Below are 22155 nucleotides of genomic sequence, written 5' to 3' on the forward strand. Positions count from 1 at the left end.
TCGATCAGTGGGTTGATCTTGATCCGCGCATTGCTGTCGTCGCAGTCGAAATAGTGCAACCCTTGGCGGGTCTCGGCCTGATGCCGTTTGCGCCCGGTGATCCAGGCGTCATAGCCTTGCAGCGCCGTGCTAAGCGGTTGTGTCTTGCGTAGGGTGCAGCACGCGTCCGGGTTGCTAAAGCGCAGCGCACCGTATGGATCGACGGCCTCAACCGTCTGGGGTGCGGCGCGAATTATATGCACATTGGTCAGGCGAAGGTGATCCGCCAGGTCCCTCTGATAGGTTAGTGTTTCGGCAAACAGCAACTGAGTGTCGATAAAAAGCACTGGCAGGTCGCGGTCGATCTGCGCAATCAGGTGGAGCAAAACCGCCGACTCGGCCCCAAAGCTCGACACCATGGCGACGCTGTTGAAAATGCCACGGGTCAGCACCGCCTCCAGAAGGTAGGACGTGCCGAAGTGACGATACCGCGAGTTCAGATCAGCGACGCGATCCTGCGCTTCCATGCGGTCTTCAAGCGTGGGCGGATATTCTGTGCCTATATGATGTGCAAACTGTAGCATCACGCAGCCTTCTGACGCTTTTCGCTCTCACCATAGAGGGCGGTTTTGAATGGGCTCATGCCGACGCGCGCGAAGGTGGTGATGAACGCCTCGTCGGCGTTGGTGCGCTCTGACAGGTACGTGTCCACAATCCGTTCAACGGCGGGGACGATTTCATCAGCGGAAAATCCCGGCCCGGTGCGTTGACCGATGGCCGCGGTTTCGGTGTGATCGCCGCCCAGTGTGATCTGGTAATTCTCGACCCCTGCGCGCTCCAACCCGAGGATTCCGATATGCCCGACATGGTGGTGGCCGCAGGCGTTGATGCAGCCTGAGATCTTGATCTTCAGGTCTCCTACTTCGTGTTCAAGCTTAAGCTGGTCGAAACGCATGGCGATTTCCTGTGCGATGGGGATCGACCGGGCGGTGGCCAGTGCGCAGTAATCCATACCGGGGCAGGCGATGATGTCGCTGATCTTGCCGATATTGGCAGTCGCCAGGTCTGCGTCTTTCAGTGCCGCATGAATGGCGGGAAGGTCGGCCTTGTGTACATGGGGCAGAACGATGTTTTGCTCATGACTGACCCGCAATTCGCCATGGCCATAGCGTGCGGCGAGGTTTGCCATAACGCGCATCTGGCCCGACGTCGCATCGCCTGGTGTTGCGCCATGCGACTTGAGACTGATCTGCGCGATGGCATAGCCTGGTGCGCGGTGGGCGCTGAGGTTGGTGTCGGCCCACGACCGGAATATCGGGTCATTGGCGTAGGCCTGATCGAATGGCGCGGTGTCTCGGTCGTCGAAGACGGGTGACGCGAAATCGGCTTTGATCTGCGCATAAAGCTGCTGATCGACGCCCGTGAAGGTCGGGCGCAGTAGGGCGAAGCGTTCCTCCACCCGTTGCCGGATGTCGTCGATGCCGTGTTCATGGACGGTGATCTTGATGCGGCTCTTGTACTTGTTGTCGCGACGGCCCAGCAGGTTCCAGACGCTGACCACCGCTTCGAGATAGGGCAGCAGATCGGTCTCCGGCAGGAAGTCGCGCACGACCTTGCCGATCATTGGGGTGCGGCCAAGGCCACCGCCGACGATAACCTCAAAACCGGGTTGCCCCATATCGTTGCGTAACATGCGCAGACCGATGTCATGTGCTTTGGTGACCGCGCGGTCATTGGGTGAGCCTGTCACCGCGATCTTGAACTTGCGCGGCAGGAACTGGAATTCCGGGTGGTCGGTGGACCATTGCCGGATCAGTTCGGCCACCGGGCGTGGATCGGCGATCTCGTCTGCGGCGGCACCTGCGAAGTGGTCGGCTGTCACGTTGCGGATCGTGTTGCCGGAGGTCTGGATCGCGTGCATCTGCACTTCGGCCAGCGCGTCTAGCATATCGGGCACATCGCGCAGCTTGGGCCAGTTGAACTGGATGTTCTGCCGGGTGGTAAAGTGGCCATACCCCTTGTCCCAGCGGTCAGCGATCGCCGCCAACTGGTGCATCTGGGCGCTGTTGAGCGTGCCATAGGGCACCGCCACACGTAGCATGTAGGCGTGCAGCTGCAGGTAAAGCCCGTTCATCAGGCGCAGCGGTTTGAATTCATCCTCGGTCAAGCTGCCGTCGATGCGGCGATCCACCTGCGCGCGGAACTGGGCGTTGCGCTCGGCCACAAAGGCGGCGTCGAAATCGGTGTAGCTGTACATCAGAGCACCTCGGATTGTTTACCGTGAAAATAGTTGGACGGGCCGCGCATGCGGAACGCCTCGCGGAAATGGGTAGGCTGCGGGCCATCGGCTTGGGCATCGACGTCGGCAAGATAGACGCCAACAGCTTCGCCCGCGCGGGCACTGGCGTCGATCAAACGGATCTGTGTATCGGCCTCATCGGTCAGGACATCGGCGTCCTCGAGGCGGCGGGTCCATGTGTCGTGTGGGGTCAAATACACCACGTCGCCTTCGAGCAGCGCATTTGCGGTGATGACCTTGGGGGTAAAGATCGCAGTCATCAGATTATCTCCTGAATTTGGGGCAGGGCGGTGGTACGGGCAGCCTCGCGGGGGGCAAGGCCGTACATGAGAAGGGCCGGGCCGGTGATGTCGGCCTCGGCCAAGATGGCGGGCAGAGTTGCCAGCGTGGCGCTGACAATGCGCTGGTCTGGACGGCTTGCGTTTTCAACGATGGTGACAGGCGTGGATGGGGTCGCGCCGTGCATCAACAAACGGCCCTGAATGAACCGCGCGGCCTTCTTGGCCATATAGATGGCGGCGACTTCGCCGTTGCGGGCCAGCGCCCGCCAGTCTTGATCGGCATAGCCTTGCATGTCGTGGCCTGTGATAAGCCGCACGGCGGTGTTGCGCCCACGTTTGGTGAGCGATTGGCCAAGGGCTGCCACGGCGGCAGAGGTAGAGGTCAGACCCGGCATGATGATGTAGTCGAGACCTGCGTCGGTGATCGCGTCCAGTTCTTCGTCCAGACGGCCGAACACGGTTGGGTCACCGGATTTGAGCCGGACGACACATGCGCCGGTCTTCGCCTCATCCACGATCACCTGGTTGATGGCGTCCTGACCAAGCGACGGGCCAAACCCTTCTTTCCCCGCATTCCGCAGACGCGTTCGTGACCCGATCAGCGCAAGGATGTCTGCGCTCACAAGGCGGTCATGGATCACCACATCGGCGGTTTGCAATGCGCGCAAGGCCTTGACTGTCAGAAGATCGGGGTCGCCCGGACCCGAACCGACAAAGGCGACCGGTTGGGGTAGGGTCTTCTGCAGGTCGCGTGTCATCTGGTGTCCTCTCTTCCGCGTTTTCTGTGTCTAAAGTAGAATTTTGTTCTGGTATTTTACCAGTACCTCGCGCAAATAAGGAAAAATGTTCTGCCTGACGGCCTGCGTAGAACATGCGGTCTTTGAATTCGGCAGAAAGCGGAACAGTGATGAAGATAGACGAGACAGACCGGAAAATCCTTGTCGAGCTGCAAACCGATGCTGCGCAATCGTTGGACGATATCGCGCGCAAAGTGGGGTCATCCAAGACGCCGGTTTGGAACCGCATACGCAAAATGCGCGAGGCCGGGATTGTCGGTGCTCAGACCGTGCGGCTGGATGCGGACGCGCTGGGGTTTGAGGCGTGCTTCTTTGTGTTGATCCGCACCAGCGAACACGAGGCGGACTGGCAGCGCGCGTTTCTCAAAGCCTTGCAGGACCGCCCAGAGGTGCAAGAGGCGCACCGATTGGCGGGGGATATTGACTATATCCTGAAAGTGCGTGTCAAGAATGCCCGCGCTTATGATGCCTTCTACCAAGCGCTGATCGCAGAGGTGCGGGTGCACAACGTCACAGCGCTTTTGTCGATGGAAGAGATCAAATCGACAACGGCGCTGCCTTTGTAGGGCGCGCAGCTGCAACTTGGGCTGTCCCGTGTTTCTTCTTTTTCCAAATATGCCGCGCCAACCGGCACGATGGGCGCGCCTTAAGAGGTCTGCACCATCAACAGTTCGAGCCCGTGAAAGTGGTAGGTGTTGGCGTATTTTGGGGCCTCCGCGATACGCAGCATCGGGCAGCGTGCCCAGAGGATCGGCAGCGCGATCTGGAGTTCCAGCCGAGCCAGAGGCGCACCGACACAAAAATGCAGGCCACCGCCGAAGCTGGTGTTCTGGATGACCGGACGTGATGGGTCGAACAGCTGGGCGTCGGGCCACTGTTCCGGGTCGTGGTTGGCTGAGGCGAGCAGCAGGGCAACCTGATCGCCGCGCTGGAAGGTATGCCCGTAGAGCGTGATCTCTTCATAGGCGTAGCGGGTGAACATATGCAGCGGCGGATCAAAGCGCAGAATTTCTTCGACCATGGAGCCGTCGATCTGACGGGTACCGTTGTCGAGCAGGGTTTTGATCCCGTTGCCCAGCGTGTGCACAGTCGCCTCGTGGCCAGCGTTCAGTAGCAGGATACAGGTTGTTATCAATTCGTCGGTCGAGAGCTTTTCACCCGCTTCCTCGGCGGCAATCAGGTGGGTGATCAGGTCGTCTTTCGGGTCGTTGCGACGGGTATCGATATAGCGGCGCAGGAAATTTGAGAAGTCGCCGGCTGCGGCTGCGGCGGCATCTTCGGTCGCACGGGTGCGGCTGGCCTGGTACATGGCCACCATTGCGTTTGACCAACGCAATAGTTGCGGGGCCATGTCATCTGGTACCCCCAAAAGCCGCGCGATGATGATCACCGGAATGGGCTGGCAAAATGTGCTAAGGATGTCGAAGGGTTCGTCTGCCGGGAAGGCGTGGATTTTTTCGTGCGTGAGTGCAGTGATGTCAGGTGCAAGTTCCTTGATCCGGCGTGACGTGAAGGCGCGCAGGACCAGACCGCGCAGACGGGTGTGGCGCGGTGGTTCCAGTTCCAGCATGGAATGTGCTTCGACTGCGTAAAACGGCGCAAGGTGATCTGGAATGTCCGGTGCCAACTCGGGCGGGACTTCGCGGCCAAAGCGACGGTCGCGCAGGATGGCATGCACTGCACGGTGACTGGCTGCGCAAGGCATGCCGTACTCGTCCCACCACGCCAGATCACCAGCTGCACGCAGGCGGTCATAGAACGGATAGGGGTTTTGCACGAAGGCAGGATCGGTCGGGGATTGCGTAAACCGCTGCATGTGACTGATCGCTGACTAAATCAGCCGTTCAAGGCCGCAACGATGGGTGCGAAATCGCTGGCTTTGAGGCTTGCCCCGCCCACCAATGCCCCATCTACATCGCTCACCGCAAAGATCTCGGCCGCGTTGGACGCCTTCACGCTGCCACCATAGAGCAGTCGGATTGCGCTTGCGGTCTCGTTGCCGAAGCGTTGGATCAGGGTGGATCGCATAAACGCGTGGACCTCGGCGATCTGTTCGGTTGTGGGCACCTTGCCTGTGCCGATGGCCCAGACGGGTTCGTAGGCGATAACAGTGTTTGCGCCAGTCACATCATCGGGCAACGAGCCAGCCATTTGCGTGCCGATCACGTCGAGGGTCTTGCCGCCTTCGCGTTCGTCCAGTGTTTCGCCGACACAGACGATGGCGTTTAAGCCCGCGTCCCAAGCGGCCAAGGTCTTGTAGGCGACCAGCGCGTCGGATTCGTCGTGATCTGCGCGGCGTTCGGAATGGCCAAGGATCACATATGTTGCGCCTGCGTCCCTGAGCATAGCCGCCGAGACGTCGCCGGTATGCGCGCCGGACGCAGCGGAATGGCAGTCCTGCCCGCCAATTGCGATCTTGCCGGCTGTTTCGACTGCGGCAGAAACCAACGTCGCAGGAGGGCAAATGAGCACTTCGGCTGCGCCGTTGGCGGCATCTTGTAGCGCGCCCAGTTCCGACAGGGCGGCGGTGGTTCCGTTCATTTTCCAGTTTCCGGCGGCGAGTTTGCGGCGCATGTCTTGGCTCCTGTTACGGGCTTGGGTTGGTGCGCATCATCGCGGCCATAGGGATGGCGTCAAGGGCAGTTGCGCGGGCTGTGGTCTGGTGTCACAAAGCTGGGCGATTGGACAGGAGGATGCGACATGATCCCGAGACTGGATGCAGCGGCGCTGGCTGCGGGCGATGCCGAGGCCTTGGCGCAGATGCGGATCGCGGCCGAAGAGGTCGGATTTGCCACTGTGCATAACACCAAGTTCACCTCAGCGCGGATGCGGTTTGTGCTGGCGGCCTATCGGGCGTTCTTTGCCTTGCCGGTCGAGATCAAGGATCAGGTCAACATGGCGCGCACCGGATCGAACCGCGGTTGGGGGGCGTCAAAATCTGAGCAGGTCGATCCTGACGCGAACCCCGATTACAAAGAGGTGTTTGACTGCGGCTATTCCTTGCCCGATGGGGACATGCGCATTGCGCTGCCAGTCTATGCGCCGAACCATTGGCCTGACCGGCCGGCTGGATTCGAGCAGGTCATCCGGGCATACTACTCGGATGCGTTGGACGTTGCGCGGGGTATTCTACGGGGCATCGCGATGTCGATCGGGGCGGATGCAGATTTCTTTGACGATAAGTTTGACACTCCGATGGCGCTGCTGCGGGGCAATTTCTACCCGCCACGTCCGGATTGGGCGGGGGACAAGGATTTCGGTATTGGCGCGCATACCGACTATGGTTGCCTGACGCTGTTGGCGACGGATGGTCAGCCGGGTCTCGAAGTGCAACCTCGTGGGCGCGAAGACTGGTTGCCGGTTCAGGCCCCGCCCGGAGAGTTTATCATCAACTTTGGTGAAATGCTTGAGATGTGGACCGAAGGGCGCGTCGTGGCGACATTGCACCGGGTCAAAGGCGGTACGGACGAACGTATTTCGGTGCCATTGTTTTTTAATCCGAATGTCGAAACGAACGTCGCACCGATCGGGTCAGGCAAGCTGTTCCGGGCAGGGGATCATTTGTCCAAGCGGTATGCCGAAACCTATGTGCATTTGCAGGGCAAGGGTGAATGACCTGTCTACGTTGGGTTTTCGGGACATTGGCGATGACAGGACACTCGGATAGATTTGTCGAATAGGCGCGTTTGGAGACCAGCATGTCCGTACAGCTTGGACGTATCATCATCTATACCAAACGACTCGAAGCTGTTGCTGAATTCTACTGCGTTCATTTTGGCTTTGACATGCTGCGTCATGATGGAGACCGGATCGTTGAACTTGTCTCACGAGGCAGCGGAGCAAATATATTGCTGCATCCGATGTCAGCCGGTCGCAAGGAAGGTCAAACGCTCCTCAAGCTTGTTTTCGATGTGGAAGATGTCGATGAGTTTTGTCGCCAGTCAAAAGCGCGCGGATTGACATTCGGTTCCATCCATCGCGCTGACGGTTACAGCTTCGCAAACACAAAAGACCCGGCCAAAAACTCTGTGTCCATATCAAGCCGCGCGTTTGCAGGACGATGAGACTTGTCTAAGCTTTGAGGTTCGGCGCACCGTTCGCGTGTTCAGTGGCCAGTTCTTCCACGTCCTTGAATTTTATCGACTCGCCACAGCCACAGGCGTCAGCGACGTTCGGGTTGTTGAAGTGGAAGCCGGATTCCAGAAGCGAGGTTTGGTAGTCGATTTCAGTGCCGAATAGGAACATTTGCGCCATTGGGGCAATCATAACCACTGCGCCGTCCTGCTCGACGACCTCGTCATTAGGGTCAGATTCGTCGACGTAATCCATCGTGTATTCCATGCCCGCGCAGCCGCCCTTTTTGACGCCAATGCGCAGGCCTGCATGGCCTTTTGCGTCCATGAGCTTGCGCACTTGGGTGGCTGCTTTTGGGGTCAGGGTGACGGCTTGTTTGCCGGGAATGCCGAACATGGGAACTCTCGCTTTCTCAGTTAGCTTTAACCTAGGGGGTCGGCACCGCGATCTCAAGGAGTGAAAGCGTCGCGTATCCTGTGGCGAGGCCCCATCCGAAGGAGGCCAGTGTTCCGATGATGACGTATTCGCCTGCCTTTTGGCCTTTGGAGGCTGTGTCGAACCGAAGGACTGATTTCGCTGCGATCAGAAACCCTGTGGCGGTGGTTTGACCGACGCAAAGAAAAAGAAAGATCAACCCACGTTCGAGTTTGCCAATCATGCGCCCGGCGTTTTCCAACCCTTCAGCACTGGGGCCTGCATCTTGGGTGTCGAACTGATCGGTGTAGGGTTTCATTAGCAATCCCACAGCAAAGCCGCCGCCCCAGATGGACACAATTGCGCCTGAGATCAGGATGGCAGGGGCCAGCAGGTGACCGATATACGGTGCCCAGATGCTATCAATCATAGCGTCAGGCATCAGGGCTGCGCCCGCAACAAGCGATCCGATATGGGCGCATTGATCCAATAAAAAGGCGGGCAGGCGATCACGCCACTCGGCGGGCAGGCCCCATGTTTTTATCGCGTCGATTACCAAATGGGCTGCGGCAATGGCCAAGGCCAAATCCCATGCGCCACCCAAGGCGATGAAGCTGAGGACAAAGACACCCCCGACATGCAGCAGAAAGAAAGCGGGCTCAGCCTTGCGCCTGAACATAATGTCCGGCTGCCCAAGAAAATCTGCAATTACATGAGCCAACAGCAGCGCAACAAAAACTTCTAGCATAAGGCACCTGTCAGGCGTTTGGGCTTGCTTTGGGCAAAAGAGAGCTGAATCACTTGCTTTCGTCTGCTTCTATTGCCGTGATCGCATCCAGAAGGGCAGGGTACCCGGCAGACCAAAGAGCCTGATTGACGGCTTGCCGGGTGATCCCAAAAGAGGCCGCCACCTCTGCACGCGGCGGGGCATTCGGAGATATGAGCGCTGCCACAGCGCGCGCCTGTGCTTGCGTCCAGCCACTTGCGATATGGTCGGCAAGCCGGGTCGCGGCATGATGCGCGCCGCCTTTTGCATGGGCCATCAACGTGTGACCTGAAATTGTCGACAGTAGACGGCCGGACTCAACAAAAGCTGGGCCATGGGCGGCGTTCAAATCTCCGGATGTTGGCAGGGCGCCTGTGCCTGTTGCAACTGCGACCCGCGTTTGGGACTTTGCGTTGTCGCGCCGGAGGCAGGCTTGAACAAAAAGTGCCGCGCGCAAAGCACGGGAGGGGTTTGCAAGGGCAATTTGCCAACTGTCGCCACCGCGCCGGGCAAAGCGGGACAGTCCGTCGGGGCCGTTCCAGCCCGCCATGTCGGTTGCCGCTGTTTCAATGATCGTCAATGCATGGTCCACAGCCTCGGGAGAGAGGTCAGAGGACGCCACAAGATCACCCGTCAGGACGCAAAGCGCTGTCATGCGCAAGCATTATCACTTTCTTTGGGGAAAAGAAATCAAATTCGATTGCTTTGTTTTTCAGTCGGTTTCCGCCAAAGACCTGCGGGCCCATATACAAGCCTCTTCGGGGTCATCCAGCGCTGCGTCGGGGAGGGTCCAGTAGGGCATCCGCGACGGTTTCCCGGATTTGCCTTCATATGCCCATTGTTCAGAGCCTTCAGCGGCGAGATCCTTGGCCAGTTGGCCGCGCGCCTTGAGAAGGAGCGCGTCTTCGGGGCCAATGACGGCAAAGATAGTGCCCTCGGAATAGATCCCGAGGCCCCCAAACATCTTGCGCGTGGTGAGAGCTGGCAATCCGCGAAACAGGTCCGTCACAAAGGCGATCTGTTCCTCTGAGACGGCCATGGCCTACATGAAGCCGAGCTCGAGCCGTGCTTCGTCGGACATCATATCCATACCCCAGGGCGGCTCCCATGTGAGTTCCACGTCGACCTGCTTTACGCCAGCCAACGGTTCGATCGCCTCTGCCACCCAACCGGGCATTTCGCCCGCAACCGGACACCCCGGAGCGGTCAGGGTCATGATCACACGAACTTCGTTTTCGTCGTTGATTTCGAGCGTGTAGACCAGCCCGAGATCATAGATATTTACGGGTATTTCAGGGTCATAGACGGATCTGCAGGCTTCGACCACCTGATCGTATAGCGGGTGGTCCGTGCTTGACGGAGCAATCAGCGGTGCACCTTCGATTTTGGGGCTGGCGTCGTTCATGTCGGTCCTTCCCGTCGGTTCCTGAGCAAATATATAGGGAAAGGCTTGAGGGGGGTAAAGGGGCGGAAGCGCAGAGGATCGGGACGTCACACATTTCTGCGCGGTGTGCCCGCTCTACTGCCGTGCGTCACGAATTCTCGAATTCGGCCCGCAAGGAAGTGATGACCTTGTTTGCGGCCTGACTCAGACCGCGGATTTCGCCCGCCACGGCAGAAAAGCCGCGTCCCTCTTCACCGACGCGCGATGCTTCGATTGAGGCGTTGACGGAAATGATCATGATCATGCGACTGATTTTCTCGAGTTCCGTAATCGAGGACCGGATCATCTTGTTCTGCTTGCCGGATTGCATTTCCCGATGTGCTACAACTGCGTCCAAAGCCCGACCAACGCCTGCAACGATATTGTTGAGCGTGGCCAAAAGCTGCGTGGTGACGAATTTGGCCAGTTCCTCAATGTTGTTAGTCAGCGTGGCCCCACTGGTTGCGCCCAGTCGTCTATGAATCGATTGGGCCGTCGATTGGAATTTTACCAGATCGTCACTTTGTGACGGGCTGACGGCCTCGACCTGTTCCAATACGCTTTTCAGCGATTGCGTTAGCGTGGACCTGCTGGACTCCGGTGTGACTTCGGCGGCGATTTGCGAAAACTCAACCAGGTCTTTTTCCAGCTTTTCCAAGGCCTGCGTGCAAGCGTGGTCTTTTGAGCTTTCGAGCAATAGGGTTACGACCACCCGGTGGGATAGCATACGCATCTTGCCGCACCGGTTGATCAGGTCACCCAAAATCGCTTCTTCAGTATGTTCGCTCTCCGTCATCAACGTCAGTGCTTTCGCGTTGTTTTCGCGCAGGCATGGGCGTTTTCTGTTGTCGCAGCACCGTCAAGCATGGTCTCTGCAACAAAGGTCAATGCATCATTCCAGGCCTTGGCGTGGTCTTGCGTCCATGTTGGGCCAACGGCGTCTTCCATACAGGACACAAGAACGTCTGCGACCACTGAATAATGAGCGGGCTCTGCGCCGTATTCGGCATGTTTGGCACCAAGTGCGCGCAATGGTTCGATCAGCGCTTCGGGATCTTCCAGCTTTTGTACAGCCATTTGCAACGTGGCCGCCAACATCTTGGATTGTGGCGTGATGTCTTTAGCGAACATGCCGCGTACGGAGGGCGCTTTGGCAAAGAGGGAATGGTAGAATTCCGTGACAAGATCTTCACGGCTGGAGAGCGCTGTCGCAAAGGAAGTCTGGATGAGGTCTACTTGGGGCGTGGTCAACATGATCGGTCCTGACGTTTGGGATACACCCAGTAGAACGGCGCAACCCATAAAACCTTTAGCTTTTGCCAGTGAGCATTTGAAACGTGGTGCTGACAGACCGCCTATAACGCGCAGTTTGATCCTAACTCGTTTTGGCGGATTTCTTTCGTCTAGGCACCGGGGCCGGGCGGACTTTGGCCTCGATCGCATCATAGAGCAATCCCGCGATGTTTTTGCCGCTGGCCATCTCAATGCCTTCAAGCCCGGGTGATGAGTTGACCTCAAGGACTTTTGGCCCGGAGTTCGAGCGCAAGAGGTCCACCCCTGCAAGGCCAAGGCCGAACACCTTGGCGGCGCGCAGGGCTGTGTCGCGCTCTTCTTTGCTGATGCGCACTTTGGTGGCACTGCCGCCGCGATGCAGGTTCGAGCGGAAATCACCATCGACCCCGGTGCGTTTCATTGACGCTACCACTTTGCCGTTCACGACAAGACAGCGAATGTCTTCACCAGCCGCTTCTTTAACGAAGTCCTGAACAAGGAAGTTGGCTTTGAGGCCCCGAAACGCGTCGATCACAGACTCGGCAGCTTTCTTGGTTTCGGCCAACACAACGCCTTTGCCTTGCGTCGACTCTAGCAGTTTGACGATCAGGGGCGCGGTGCCGACCAGACCGATCAGGTTAGATGTGTCTTTAGGGGAGTTGGCAAAAGCGGTGGGCGGCATGCCGATCCGGTGGCGTGCCAAGATTTGATGCGCGTGCAGTTTGTCCAGGCTCGACGTGATGCCAGTGCTACCATTAACGACATAGGTGCCGATAGATTCGAACTGGCGCACCACTGCGGTGCCATAGGGTGTGATCGACGCGCCGATGCGGGGGATAATGGCGTCATAGCGGGGCAGGCGTTTTCCGTCGTAGTAGATCTCTGGTGCCATGGCGTTGATCGCCATGTAACAGCGGGTGGTATCGATCACCTCGACCGAGTGACCGCGCGCTTCACCTTCCTCGACCAGCCTGCGGGTAGAATAGTTGCTTTCGCGGCTCAGCACGGCGATGCGCAGAGCCCTGTTAGGGGCGATCTTGCGCATTTTGGGGGTATGGTAGACATCGAAATCCAACTCTGGTTGATGGAAACGTTCGCTGGGTACAATGTTGACGTGGTCCTTGAGCGCCTGACGACCAAGCAACATACGGTTGCTCATGGTGCCACGGTCAGTGAGCGTAATCTCGATGCTCCAGGTGTGCCCGCCGACGTTCAGGTCAGACGCGATGACATAGCGGCTTTCGGTTTCGCCATTCGATGAAGTGACGTCGCGCCGGTCCACGATGGGGGCAGAGCACGGGATGATCAGGTCTTCGCGTCCGGGGATCGGATGTACGGCAAACCGAACACGGGGTTTGTTGGCCGAACCGAACACCTCGATATCGGCAGCATGCAGCGCAGAGGTGCGCGCACCCGTGTCGACCTTTGCGCGTATGGCTGGAAGCCCGAGTTCTGGCAGGCTGACCCATTCCTCCCACCCAAAGGTCAATGGTGCATCGGGGCCGGGCCCCGTGCCGGTGGGCGCGGAGTCGTTAGGTGTGTTATCAGACATGGGAATCGCGCCTCCTTGGCAATTCAAGTGATTTGGCGCACAAGGGCGCGCTCTGCAAGTAAGGCCTGATCATGACAGTTTCTTCCTCCTTCGCCCTGCACGCCACGGATGGTACAGCGCGTACAGGCGCGATCACCACGCCGCGTGGAACGATCCGCACACCCGCCTTTATGCCAGTCGGCACAGCGGCAACCGTCAAAGCCATGATGCCTGAATCCGTGTCCGCCACCGGCGCGGACATCCTATTGGGCAACACATACCACCTGATGCTGCGTCCTACGGCTGGACGGATCGACCGGTTGGGCGGATTGCACCGCTTCATGAATTGGGACAAGCCCATTCTCACAGATTCAGGCGGCTTCCAGGTGATGAGCCTCGCTGATCTGCGTAAGCTGACAGAGAAAGGCGTGACGTTCAAATCGCATATCGACGGGTCCAAGCATGAACTGACACCAGAGCGGTCAATGGAGATCCAGCGTCTGCTTGGGTCGGACATCGTGATGTGCTTTGACGAATGTCCTGCGTTGCCGGCAGATCGCGACCGGATTGCAGAGTCGATGCAGTTGTCCATGCGCTGGGCAGAGCGGTCGAAAGAAGCGTTCGGGGACCGTCCGGGTCATATGCTGTTTGGTATTCAGCAGGGTGGTTTGGAACAGGATTTTCGCGAGGAATCCGCAGAGGCGCTGAAAGCGATTGGTTTCGATGGCTATGCGATTGGGGGATTGGCTGTCGGCGAAGGGCAGGAGGCGATGTTCGGCTGTCTGGATTTCGCGCCGTCGCAACTGCCGCAAGACCGGCCACGCTACCTTATGGGGGTTGGTAAGCCAGACGACATTGTCGGAGCGGTTAAGCGTGGGGTCGATATGATGGATTGCGTGCTGCCCTCGCGCTCTGGTCGCACGGGGCAGGCGTGGACGCGGCGCGGCCAGGTCAACATCAAAAACGCACGCCACCAAGATGACCCGCGTCCTTTGGACGAAGACTGCACGTGCCCGGCATGCCGAAACTACTCGCGGGCTTATTTGCACCACGTTTTTCGTGCGCAAGAGATGATCTCGGGGATGCTACTGACCTGGCATAACCTGCATTATTACCAAGAACTGATGCAGGGGATGCGAGATGCGATTGCAGCGGGGCAGTTCGCCGCATTCGAAGCACGATTCCATGCGCAGCGGGCCGAGGGGGATATAGAACCGCTTTGACCTGCTTCATTCCGCCCCTGTACATATATCTTGCATCGCATATGAAGGTGTTGAGTGTTTGAGCGAGGCGTTGTTATGCGACGACTGATTTCTGCGACCGCAATGATTGCTATCATGTCAGCTGTGCCTGTCTTTGCGCAGATGAAACATGGCGGTGGGCATGGTCACATGCATGGTGCAGACGGGACGGGGCACGACATGGCCACGATGCCGGGGTTGCGCGGGGACAGCGCGACAGCCGAGGAAAGCGCCGAACTGGCGCTGATGTTCCGCAAGTTCAAGACAATGAGCCGCGAGGTTGAAAACCTTCCCAACGGGATTCGCACGGTCACACGGTCAAGTGACCCAGAGGTGATGGACGCACTTGTCAGCCATACGGTGGGCATGATCGACAGGGTGGGGCAACAAGACGATCCCAAAATCCGTATTCAAAGCCCGACGCTGGATATCTTTTTTGCACGTGGCGACCGTATTCTTTCCGAAGTGGATGTGACCGAAGAAGGTGTGATCGTTATCCAGACCTCGGACGACCCGGAGGTGGTGGATGCTCTGCATGTACACGCCGCCGAAGTGAGTGCGATGGTAGAACAGGGTATGCATGCGGTGCACCAGATGATGATGCAGCGGGCCGGGAATTGAACTGGTAAAATTCGCGGATTCCCGAAACGGTGTATTGCGGCGGCCTTTGGCATGAGGCAAAGCTGCCCGACCGCCCGCAACGGGCCTAGGAGCCAAACATGGATTACGGTAAATCCGGAGCCCCCAAATCTCCCAAGGGTGCCCCTAAATTCGATCCTCACAAGACCAAGTCAAAAGACGTCGAAAAGGCAAATTCAAAAGCCGCGTTGCTGGCGCGTATGAAAGCAGCGGCTGCCAAGAAAGCGTCGGATTGAGGGTTTTTTGGCATCGGTTTTGCAGGTGAATTGCACGGTCAGTGTTAACGCTTGAGTGAAAAGCCACCTTGCAGGCCCTGTGCATCAGGATATTGTGTACGCAGCCGGGGCAAGGTTGAAACCTTGGGTGGTGAGACCCACCTTATAGCTCCATGACCGGAGATGGTCAGTGCTGCCGCCGAGCGGGGCCGGTGCCATCTTGCCAATGATAAGGATACGAGCATGCAAGAGCCTCTTAACGCCTCATACCCAGTGCTGCCGCTGAGAGACATCGTTGTCTTTCCGCATATGATCGTCCCTCTATTTGTCGGACGTGACAAATCGGTGCGCGCGCTCGAAGAGGTGATGGCCGACGACAAGCAAATCCTGCTTGCAAGTCAAATGGACCCTGCGGAAGACGATCCGCAGACCGATGGAATTTACCGGGCCGGCGTTCTGGCCAATGTGCTGCAACTGCTCAAGCTGCCCGATGGGACTGTGAAGGTTCTTGTCGAAGGCCAAAGTCGTGTGCGCATCATCGAATACCTTGAGAACGACAACTTCTTTGAAGCGACCGCCGAGTATCTGACCGAGATGCCGGGTGATCCCGCTGCGATTGCCGCGCTTGTGCGTACAGTCGGCGAAGAATTCGAGCGCTATGCCAAGGTCAAGAAGAACATCCCCGAAGAGGCGCTGGGCGCTGTGTCGGATGCGGATGAACCAGCTAAGCTGGCTGATTTGGTGGCCGGGCATTTGGGCATCGAAGTCGATCAAAAGCAGGAGTTGCTGGAAACTCTTTCCGTCAGCGAGCGGCTTGAAAAGGTCTATGGCCTGATGCAGGGCGAAATGTCGGTTCTGCAGGTCGAGAAAAAGATCAAGACGCGCGTCAAATCCCAGATGGAGCGGACGCAGCGTGAATACTATTTGAATGAGCAAATGAAAGCCATTCAGAAGGAACTGGGCGACGGCGAAGACGGTCAGAACGAAGTGGCAGAACTCGAAGCCAAGATCCACGAGACCAAGCTCTCCAAGGAAGCACGCGAAAAAGCCGAGGCGGAGATCAAAAAGCTCAAGAATATGAGCCCGATGAGCGCCGAAGCCACTGTTGTGCGCAACTACTTGGATTGGATGCTGTCGATCCCGTGGGGCGTGAAGTCGCGCATAAAAAAGGACCTTGGCCGCGCAGAGCGTATTCTGAACGAAGACCACTACAGCCTTGATAAGGTTAAAGAGCGGATCGTCGAATACCTTGCAGTGCAGCAGCGTTCGAAAAAGTTGAAAGGCCCGATTATGTGCCTTGTCGGCCCTCCGGGTGTCGGTAAGACGTCGCTTGGCAAATCAGTCGCCAAGGCCACGGGACGCGAGTTTATACGTATTTCGCTTGGTGGCGTGCGCGACGAATCTGAAATCCGCGGCCACCGCCGGACCTATATCGGATCCATGCCGGGCAAGATCATTCAGGCGCTGAAAAAGGCCAAGACGACCAACCCGCTTATCCTGCTCGATGAAATCGACAAGATGGGTCAGGATTTCCGTGGTGATCCGGCATCGGCGATGCTTGAGGTGCTTGATCCGGAGCAGAACGGCTCATTCGTGGACCATTATCTTGAGGTGGAATACGACCTGTCGAACGTGATGTTCCTGACCACGGCGAACTCATACAATATGCCGGGTCCGCTTCTTGACCGGATGGAGATCATTCCACTGGCAGGTTACACCGAGGACGAAAAGGCCGAGATTGCCAAGCGTCACCTGATTTCAAAGCAGGTTAAAAACCACGGCTTGAAAAAGGGTGAGTTCGAGCTGACGGATGAGGCACTGACCGACATGGTTCGGTACTACACCCGAGAAGCCGGTGTGCGGAACCTTGAGCGCGAGATTTCCAAACTGGCACGGAAAGCGGTGACAAAAATCGTCAAGAAGGAAGAGGAAAAGGTGGTCATCACCCCTGACAACCTCGATGACTTCCTTGGCGTGCGGAAGCACCGTTACGGACTGGCCGAAGACGAGAACCAGGTCGGAGTTGTGACCGGTCTGGCATACACGTCGGTTGGTGGTGATCTGCTGCACATTGAGGCGCTCAAGCTGCCGGGAAAAGGTCGAATGAAGACCACCGGGAAACTGGGCGACGTGATGAAGGAATCCATCGATGCAGCTGCCAGCTATGTTCGATCGATTGCGCCCGAAATCGGGGTGAAACCTCCGAAGTTCGACAAGATGGACATCCACGTCCACGTGCCAGATGGTGCAACGCCCAAGGACGGCCCGTCAGCCGGTCTTGCGATGGTGACGTCCATTGTATCGGTGCTGACTGGTATCCCGGTACGCCGCGATATCGCCATGACTGGCGAAGTCTCGTTGCGCGGCAATGCTATGCCCATCGGTGGTTTGAAGGAGAAACTGCTCGCAGCTCTTCGTGGTGGTATCAAAACGGTCTTGATTCCGCAGGAAAACGAAAAGGATCTGGCCGAGCTGCCGGACAACGTGAAGAACGGGCTTGAGATTATCCCGGTCGAGCACGTGTCCGAGGTTTTGAAATTGGCGCTTGTCGGCAAGCCAGAGCCCATCGAATGGGATGAAGCTGCAGAAGAGGCCGCGGCCCAAGCGATGAACAAAGATAGTGGTGGGGCATCTGCCATCGCGCACTGATCCGACCACGGTTTTTTCTGGAAACGCCGCCCCATATGGGGTGGCGTTTTTGTTTGTAATCCATGCAATGCGCGTCGTATTGGCCCATTTTGTGGTGCGCTTGGATCAAAATACTGGATAAAGTGGCCATTCTTGTTATGCTTGGCAAACATTCGCCAATAATAAGTCAGAGCAGACAAAGGATGAATACGATGGCGACGACCAAGAAGCCGACCACGAACACACGCACCTCTAAGTCGACCGAAACTGCGGTCAAAGCGGCGGCTCAGGCGCCCGAACCGGAAGTGGTTGTGAACGAAACACCAAAGATCACCGGGCCTGAGTTGAAGAAGAAAGAACTGATCGACACGGTTGTCGCGCGCAGTGGCATCAAGAAGCGCGATGCGAAGCCAGTTGTCGAAGCTATGCTTGCGGTGCTGGGTGAAACGATCGCCGATGGCCGCGAATTGAACCTTGCACCGATGGGCAAGCTCAAGATCACGCGGATGAAAAAGACCACCAAAGCGCATATCATCACCACGCGTTTGCGCCGCAATGAACCGCAGCAGACTGCTGCGCCGGACCCTCTTGCACAGGCTGCTGAGTGACGCTAATACGTCCGTAATGGGTGATTAGCTCAGTGGTAGAGCGCTTCGTTCACATCGAAGATGTCAGGAGTTCGAATCTCTTATCACCCACCAGCGTTTCAGCGTCGTATCCAAAATGTGACGCTAAATCCGCCTCAAAGCCACGTCAATTATTCATATGTGAATAGGACGGTTCTGACTTCTTTTGTTTCTTGAGCAACATTTGTGACGTAAAAGGCCTTGGCGGCACCTATCCGAGTGTGGTTTTTCTAGTGACCTGCGTAATGCAAAATGTAGGTGGGTGTCGCACCTTTTCTTTGAATGGTTTGGTGCACTTCGGCCTATTGCGGCACGGCTGGGTTGTTGAGCGCCTTTTCATGAACGAACTCAATGAAGCTCCGGACACGCTTAACGTCCCGAAGGTCCTGATGCGTTAGTACCCATAGGCTGCGCTGTGTTGGTGATGACAGATCTTCTATTGCTTTGACGCAAGACAGGTTCCTTCCGACAATTTCCGGTAAGCGGCCGATGCCCAATCCGCGCTGCACAAATGTGGAGCTGGTTTCCAGACTATCCGTGCGCATCACGATCCGTCCTTGTGGAAAAAGCTTCAGGGTCTCGCTTTCCGAGGAAACGACCACTCCGCTATGGACCACAAGTGGAACTTGCTTGGCCTTGGTAATTTCGTCTGACGTGCTGCCATATTTGGCAAGCAGGTCTTCATGGCCAAAAAAGCGCGTGCTGAGCCGTGCGATACGATGGCCCCAAAGGCTGGGTTTGGGATTTTCCTCGGCGCGAAATACCACGTCAATGTCGCCAGACCCAAAATCCGCCATCTCGTCGGTAACCCTGACGTCCAACGTGATGTCTGGGTAGGATTGTTGGAACTCGACCAGAATGTCGCCAAGTGAATAGGGCAGTAGCTGGGCTGGGGCGCTAATGCGGATCAGCCCAGACATTTCGTTGTCGATGCTTCGCAGCGTATCGTCGAGACCGCGCAGCTGTCGTTCAATGCGTTGACCGTGATGGCTAACAACCAAACCAGCTTCGGTGGCGACCAGTTTGCCGTGCCGCCGTTCGAACAGTTTGACGCCAAGTTCCTGTTCGAGCTTGGCCACTTGGCGCGACAAAGTGGGCTGGCTTGTTTTCAAGATCCTCGCCGCGTTGACCATGCTGCCTTCGCGGTGAATATTCAGAATAACGCGCAAAGCGCTCCAATCCAGCATGGAATATCTCGAGCCTGTATGTGGGTGACCGTGGTCGTTCGTTATCTGAAAGGAAGTCCTGACGCCGGTCAATCCTCGATCCGATACCCGGAGTCAAAAGTCTTTAACGGGAACAAGAATTCGGGCTTGAACACGGTCGCGGCATTCGCTATTGCCTTGCCGCACGGGTGATTAGCTCAGTTGGTAGAGCGCTTCGTTTACACCGAAGATGTCGGGAGTTCGAGTCTCTCATCACCCACCATCCCAATCCTTAAAGCATTGACGTAGGGCGACTTATTCCGCTGCGGCGACATGGCTGTCGAACCAGCTTTGTACCTCATCGATCCGCGTTCGCGCGACGGGTACCTCTGTGCCGTCGCGAAGTCGCAGGATCATACGGCCATCCTTACGCTCTGTCCCAACGGCGGCATCGCGTGCGACCCACCAAGACCGATGCGGCTGAACCCCATCTTCGGGTTTGGTCTGTGCAACGATATCGCCCAAACGGGCCCGTGTCCGGGATTGGGTGTCTTCGAACGTCAGGTGAACATGGTGTTCGCGTGCTTCAATGTGCAGCAATCTTGCAAGGTCGATTTTGTCACCGCCAATGATCAGGTGCCGTTCCGTTGAATGCGCTTCGATATCTTCGCGCACACCTGGCAGGATGAAGCGGTAAAAAACAGTTTCGAGTCCTTGCACCGAGAAGAAGTAGAAGATGAACTGAGACACGACATCATACGGAAATGTTCCGTTGCTCATGTAAACAACAACATGTTTGCACATGTAGACTGTCGGAACCAGCGCGATGAAGCCCAAGACAGGTGTCGGTGTGCGCAGCTTTGGAAAGCGATTGTTCAGAACGGCCAAGCCAAGGAAGAGCGAATGATACACCACCAAATAGCCGCAAAAGGCTACTGGCCAATAGCCGATCGCAAACCAAAGCGGCACATAGTCCCGTGCTCCGGAAGGGTCAGCCGAGATAAAGGTCAGCAGGGCCAGCCCAATGAAGACGAGCGTGCGTGGGTGTACGAGAACGTGAAGGTAGAGCGCTGTGTCAAATGACATACGCCCACCCAGTAGATCCCACAGATGCAACTCCGTGTTCAGAAGTCTCATCATAACAAACGACTACCCCAACTAGTCCAATGATATAGAATAAGAATGTTCAGCAACGGAGAAATTACTACTTCCGTCGGTTACGAAGTATGCCGCCATTATTGACGCTAAAGAGCATCACTTTTGTATCAATTTATCGAAATTATGTGGTTCTGGTACATGTTGGCACCGCAGTTTAGGCTTGGATTATTGCGGCGAAAGCCTGTGATCGCTCTTCGTTGGCCGAATCTGAGACGTTGCTGCCAAAGCAATTTGGGGTGGACTCGCGCGTGGAAAGACCTGCCGTCATGCGTGGCCGCGATGTCATTGTTGGTGCGCCGAGAGGTTGATTTCACTCAGCAAAGCCACTGGGAAACCGGTCCCGGATCCTTGTTCTACGTGGTCCATTTCAAAGAACGAATTTTTGCATCAGAAAAGCGTGTGAAAGCGCTTGACGGGGCAGGGCACTGACCATAGAACCCGCGACACGCCCAGATGCGGGCGGCAGTGAGCGGTTGTAGCTCAGTTGGTTAGAGTACCGGCCTGTCACGCCGGGGGTCGCGGGTTCGAGCCCCGTCAACCGCGCCACCACTGCCAAACGTATCAGCGTGAAATGCGCGGTTGTAGCTCAGCTGGTTAGAGTACCGGCCTGTCACGCCGGGGGTCGCGGGTTCGAGCCCCGTCAACCGCGCCATTTTCACCTTCTTAAAGCGCTGTCAGAAACTTCATCAAAGCGTCTGCTGTGGCTTTGGGCGATTGGTCCGGGAAAAAATGACCGCCTTCGATAGCCGCGTGCTGCATGTTCGACAATCTGTCTGCCCACGTCGCCGGAACGTCCAGCAAATTGGCCATTGCGCCATCCTTGCCGTACAGCACCAAAGCAGGGCAGGTGACGCTGCGGTTCAGGTCCGCACGGTCATGTGCCCAATCGATCTCGATTGCGGCGCGATAGTCGTGGCACATGGCGCGGATGCAATCGGGGCTGCGCCATGCGGTGCGATATTCGGCCAGCAGATCAGCATCGAAATCCGTTAGGCTCGCCTTGCCAAACCCGAGTAGACACCGTTCAAAATAGGAGTCCGGATCGTGGCCGATCAGGGTTTCTGGGAACGGTTCGGGCTGAGCCAGAAACAGCCAATGGTAATAGGCTTTGGCGATTTCCGTTGTCATGTGGGTTAGCAGGTATTCCGTAGGGACGATGTCCATGACGGTCAGGCTTTTAATTGATTCAGGATGATCAAGTGCCATGCGATGGGCCGTCCGCGCGCCGCGGTCATGGCCTACAATGTGGAACTGGTCAAAGCCAAGCGACGCCATCAAGGACACCATGTCCTGTGCCATCAGGCGAAAGCTCATCTCGGGTATGGTTGCTGGCTTGCTGCTTTGGCCGTAGCCGCGCAAATCGGCTGTCATGACGGTGAATCGTTTGGCAAGTTTCGGCACCAGTGGTCGCCACATGGCACGGGTCTGTGGAAAACCGTGTAACAGCAAAAGAGGTGGTCCGTTTCCAGCCACCTCATACGCAATCAATTTGTTATCGGTTGTGTTGTGTTGTGTTTGGCTCATTTAGGTGAGGATGACACGGGCACCACGCTTGTCCAGTCAATGTTTACAAGGCCGGCAGTGTGGGTCTGAACCAGACCGGGTTTACCGGAGAGCCAAAAGCTCGGAAGGTAAGCTATGGAAAAGGGAAACCCTGGGAACCGTTT

Annotated in this window: 25 protein-coding genes and 4 tRNA genes; 12 read left to right on the plus strand and 17 right to left on the minus strand. The window is 57.1% G+C overall.

Annotated elements, in window-relative coordinates; genetic code table 11:
• The 4 genes from ACTG4M_RS13350 to cobA form a co-directional block, all read right to left on the minus strand.
• Positions 1-563, minus strand: a 563-nt coding sequence (locus ACTG4M_RS13350) for a phosphoadenylyl-sulfate reductase (protein ID WP_439124166.1), incomplete at its 3' end; no start/stop codon positions are given.
• Positions 563-2236: a nitrite/sulfite reductase gene (locus tag ACTG4M_RS13355; protein WP_439124167.1), complete on the minus strand. Its 1674-nt coding sequence runs from the start codon at positions 2234-2236 to the stop codon at positions 563-565. The genes ACTG4M_RS13350 and ACTG4M_RS13355, both read right to left, overlap by 1 nt.
• The gene (locus ACTG4M_RS13360) at positions 2236-2538 is read right to left on the minus strand and encodes a DUF2849 domain-containing protein (protein WP_439124168.1); all 303 of its coding nucleotides are present in this window, start codon (positions 2536-2538) and stop codon (positions 2236-2238) included. Before ACTG4M_RS13360 ends, ACTG4M_RS13355 begins: the two co-directional genes overlap by 1 nt.
• Positions 2538-3317: a uroporphyrinogen-III C-methyltransferase gene (gene cobA, locus ACTG4M_RS13365; protein ID WP_439124169.1), complete on the minus strand. Its 780-nt coding sequence runs from the start codon at positions 3315-3317 to the stop codon at positions 2538-2540. The genes ACTG4M_RS13360 and cobA overlap by 1 nt, the downstream gene beginning before the upstream one ends.
• Positions 3318-3430: 113 nt before the next feature.
• Between cobA and ACTG4M_RS13370 the strand changes: the two genes are divergently transcribed.
• Positions 3431-3922, plus strand: a complete 492-nt coding sequence (locus ACTG4M_RS13370; protein ID WP_439124170.1) for an Lrp/AsnC family transcriptional regulator — start codon at positions 3431-3433, stop codon at positions 3920-3922.
• An 80-nt stretch (positions 3923-4002) separates the two neighbouring features.
• Here the strand turns inward: ACTG4M_RS13370 and ACTG4M_RS13375 are convergent, their stop codons facing one another.
• Both ACTG4M_RS13375 and tpiA read right to left on the minus strand, forming a co-directional pair.
• Complete coding sequence (locus ACTG4M_RS13375) at positions 4003-5172, minus strand: cytochrome P450 (RefSeq protein ID WP_439124171.1); 1170 nt, start codon at positions 5170-5172, stop codon at positions 4003-4005.
• A 20-nt stretch (positions 5173-5192) separates the two neighbouring features.
• Positions 5193-5930 carry a triose-phosphate isomerase gene (gene tpiA, locus ACTG4M_RS13380; RefSeq protein WP_439124172.1) on the minus strand — a complete coding sequence of 246 codons (738 nt, stop codon included), beginning with the start codon at positions 5928-5930 and terminating at the stop codon, positions 5193-5195.
• Positions 5931-6056: 126 nt separating this feature from the next.
• Between tpiA and ACTG4M_RS13385 the strand changes: the two genes are divergently transcribed.
• On the plus strand, positions 6057-6971 hold the full coding sequence (locus ACTG4M_RS13385; protein WP_439124173.1) for an isopenicillin N synthase family dioxygenase: 915 nt from the start codon (positions 6057-6059) through the stop codon (positions 6969-6971).
• A gap of 83 nt (positions 6972-7054) precedes the next feature.
• The gene (locus tag ACTG4M_RS13390; RefSeq protein WP_439124174.1) at positions 7055-7420 is read left to right on the plus strand and encodes a VOC family protein; all 366 of its coding nucleotides are present in this window, start codon (positions 7055-7057) and stop codon (positions 7418-7420) included.
• Between the two features lie 7 nt (positions 7421-7427).
• Here ACTG4M_RS13390 and ACTG4M_RS13395 read toward each other — a convergent pair whose 3' ends face one another.
• The 8 genes from ACTG4M_RS13395 to rimK all read right to left on the minus strand — a co-directional run bounded on the left by ACTG4M_RS13395 (position 7428) and on the right by rimK (position 12857).
• Positions 7428-7826, minus strand: a complete 399-nt coding sequence (locus ACTG4M_RS13395) for a HesB/IscA family protein (protein WP_439124175.1) — start codon at positions 7824-7826, stop codon at positions 7428-7430.
• Positions 7827-7857: 31 nt separating this feature from the next.
• Positions 7858-8592, minus strand: coding sequence for a DUF3307 domain-containing protein (locus tag ACTG4M_RS13400; RefSeq protein WP_439124176.1), 735 nt, complete (start codon positions 8590-8592; stop codon positions 7858-7860).
• A gap of 49 nt (positions 8593-8641) precedes the next feature.
• Positions 8642-9265, minus strand: a complete 624-nt coding sequence (locus ACTG4M_RS13405; protein WP_439124177.1) for a MarR family transcriptional regulator — start codon at positions 9263-9265, stop codon at positions 8642-8644.
• A gap of 57 nt (positions 9266-9322) precedes the next feature.
• Positions 9323-9649, minus strand: coding sequence for a TfoX/Sxy family protein (locus ACTG4M_RS13410; RefSeq protein WP_439124178.1), 327 nt, complete (start codon positions 9647-9649; stop codon positions 9323-9325).
• 3 nt (positions 9650-9652) lie between these two features.
• Entirely contained in the window at positions 9653-10015 is a 363-nt protein-coding gene (locus ACTG4M_RS13415; RefSeq protein WP_439124179.1) for an SUF system Fe-S cluster assembly protein, read from the minus strand.
• Positions 10016-10142: 127 nt separating this feature from the next.
• Entirely contained in the window at positions 10143-10829 is a 687-nt protein-coding gene (locus ACTG4M_RS13420) for a methyl-accepting chemotaxis protein (protein WP_439124180.1), read from the minus strand.
• 5 nt (positions 10830-10834) lie between these two features.
• Entirely contained in the window at positions 10835-11287 is a 453-nt protein-coding gene (locus ACTG4M_RS13425; RefSeq protein WP_439124181.1) for a globin domain-containing protein, read from the minus strand.
• 121 nt (positions 11288-11408) lie between these two features.
• Positions 11409-12857: a 30S ribosomal protein S6--L-glutamate ligase gene (gene rimK, locus ACTG4M_RS13430; RefSeq protein WP_439124182.1), complete on the minus strand. Its 1449-nt coding sequence runs from the start codon at positions 12855-12857 to the stop codon at positions 11409-11411.
• Positions 12858-12928: 71 nt separating this feature from the next.
• Here rimK and tgt point away from each other — a divergent pair, with 71 nt between their 5' ends.
• The 6 genes from tgt to ACTG4M_RS13460 all read left to right on the plus strand — a co-directional run bounded on the left by tgt (position 12929) and on the right by ACTG4M_RS13460 (position 18260).
• Positions 12929-14059, plus strand: a complete 1131-nt coding sequence (gene tgt / locus ACTG4M_RS13435; protein ID WP_439124183.1) for a tRNA guanosine(34) transglycosylase Tgt — start codon at positions 12929-12931, stop codon at positions 14057-14059.
• Between the two features lie 75 nt (positions 14060-14134).
• Positions 14135-14698, plus strand: coding sequence for a hypothetical protein (locus ACTG4M_RS13440; RefSeq protein ID WP_439124184.1), 564 nt, complete (start codon positions 14135-14137; stop codon positions 14696-14698).
• 98 nt (positions 14699-14796) lie between these two features.
• Positions 14797-14952: a hypothetical protein gene (locus ACTG4M_RS13445; protein WP_439124185.1), complete on the plus strand. Its 156-nt coding sequence runs from the start codon at positions 14797-14799 to the stop codon at positions 14950-14952.
• 222 nt (positions 14953-15174) lie between these two features.
• Positions 15175-17580 carry an endopeptidase La gene (lon, locus tag ACTG4M_RS13450; protein ID WP_439124186.1) on the plus strand — a complete coding sequence of 802 codons (2406 nt, stop codon included), beginning with the start codon at positions 15175-15177 and terminating at the stop codon, positions 17578-17580.
• 191 nt (positions 17581-17771) lie between these two features.
• Entirely contained in the window at positions 17772-18167 is a 396-nt protein-coding gene (locus ACTG4M_RS13455) for an HU family DNA-binding protein (RefSeq protein ID WP_439124187.1), read from the plus strand.
• 18 nt (positions 18168-18185) lie between these two features.
• A tRNA-Val gene (locus ACTG4M_RS13460) sits at positions 18186-18260 on the plus strand.
• A 227-nt stretch (positions 18261-18487) separates the two neighbouring features.
• Here the strand turns inward: ACTG4M_RS13460 and ACTG4M_RS13465 are convergent.
• Positions 18488-19372 carry a LysR family transcriptional regulator gene (locus tag ACTG4M_RS13465; RefSeq protein ID WP_439124188.1) on the minus strand — a complete coding sequence of 295 codons (885 nt, stop codon included), beginning with the start codon at positions 19370-19372 and terminating at the stop codon, positions 18488-18490.
• A 165-nt stretch (positions 19373-19537) separates the two neighbouring features.
• Here ACTG4M_RS13465 and ACTG4M_RS13470 point away from each other — a divergent pair.
• Positions 19538-19613: transfer RNA gene (locus ACTG4M_RS13470), tRNA-Val, on the plus strand.
• 32 nt (positions 19614-19645) lie between these two features.
• Here the strand turns inward: ACTG4M_RS13470 and ACTG4M_RS13475 are convergent.
• Complete coding sequence (locus ACTG4M_RS13475; protein WP_439124189.1) at positions 19646-20470, minus strand: LytTR family DNA-binding domain-containing protein; 825 nt, start codon at positions 20468-20470, stop codon at positions 19646-19648.
• Between the two features lie 487 nt (positions 20471-20957).
• On the opposite strand from ACTG4M_RS13475, the gene ACTG4M_RS13480 reads away from it, so the two are divergent.
• Positions 20958-21034: transfer RNA gene (locus tag ACTG4M_RS13480), tRNA-Asp, on the plus strand.
• Positions 21035-21063: 29 nt separating this feature from the next.
• Positions 21064-21140 (plus strand) — tRNA-Asp (locus ACTG4M_RS13485).
• A gap of 11 nt (positions 21141-21151) precedes the next feature.
• On the opposite strand, the gene ACTG4M_RS13490 is transcribed toward ACTG4M_RS13485, so the two are convergent.
• Complete coding sequence (locus ACTG4M_RS13490) at positions 21152-22012, minus strand: alpha/beta fold hydrolase (RefSeq protein WP_439124190.1); 861 nt, start codon at positions 22010-22012, stop codon at positions 21152-21154.
• Positions 22013-22155 lie beyond the last annotated feature (143 nt).

The sequence above is a fragment of the Marivita sp. genome (assembly GCF_965656765.1).
In the GTDB taxonomy this organism is placed as follows: Bacteria; Pseudomonadota; Alphaproteobacteria; order Rhodobacterales; family Rhodobacteraceae; genus Marivita.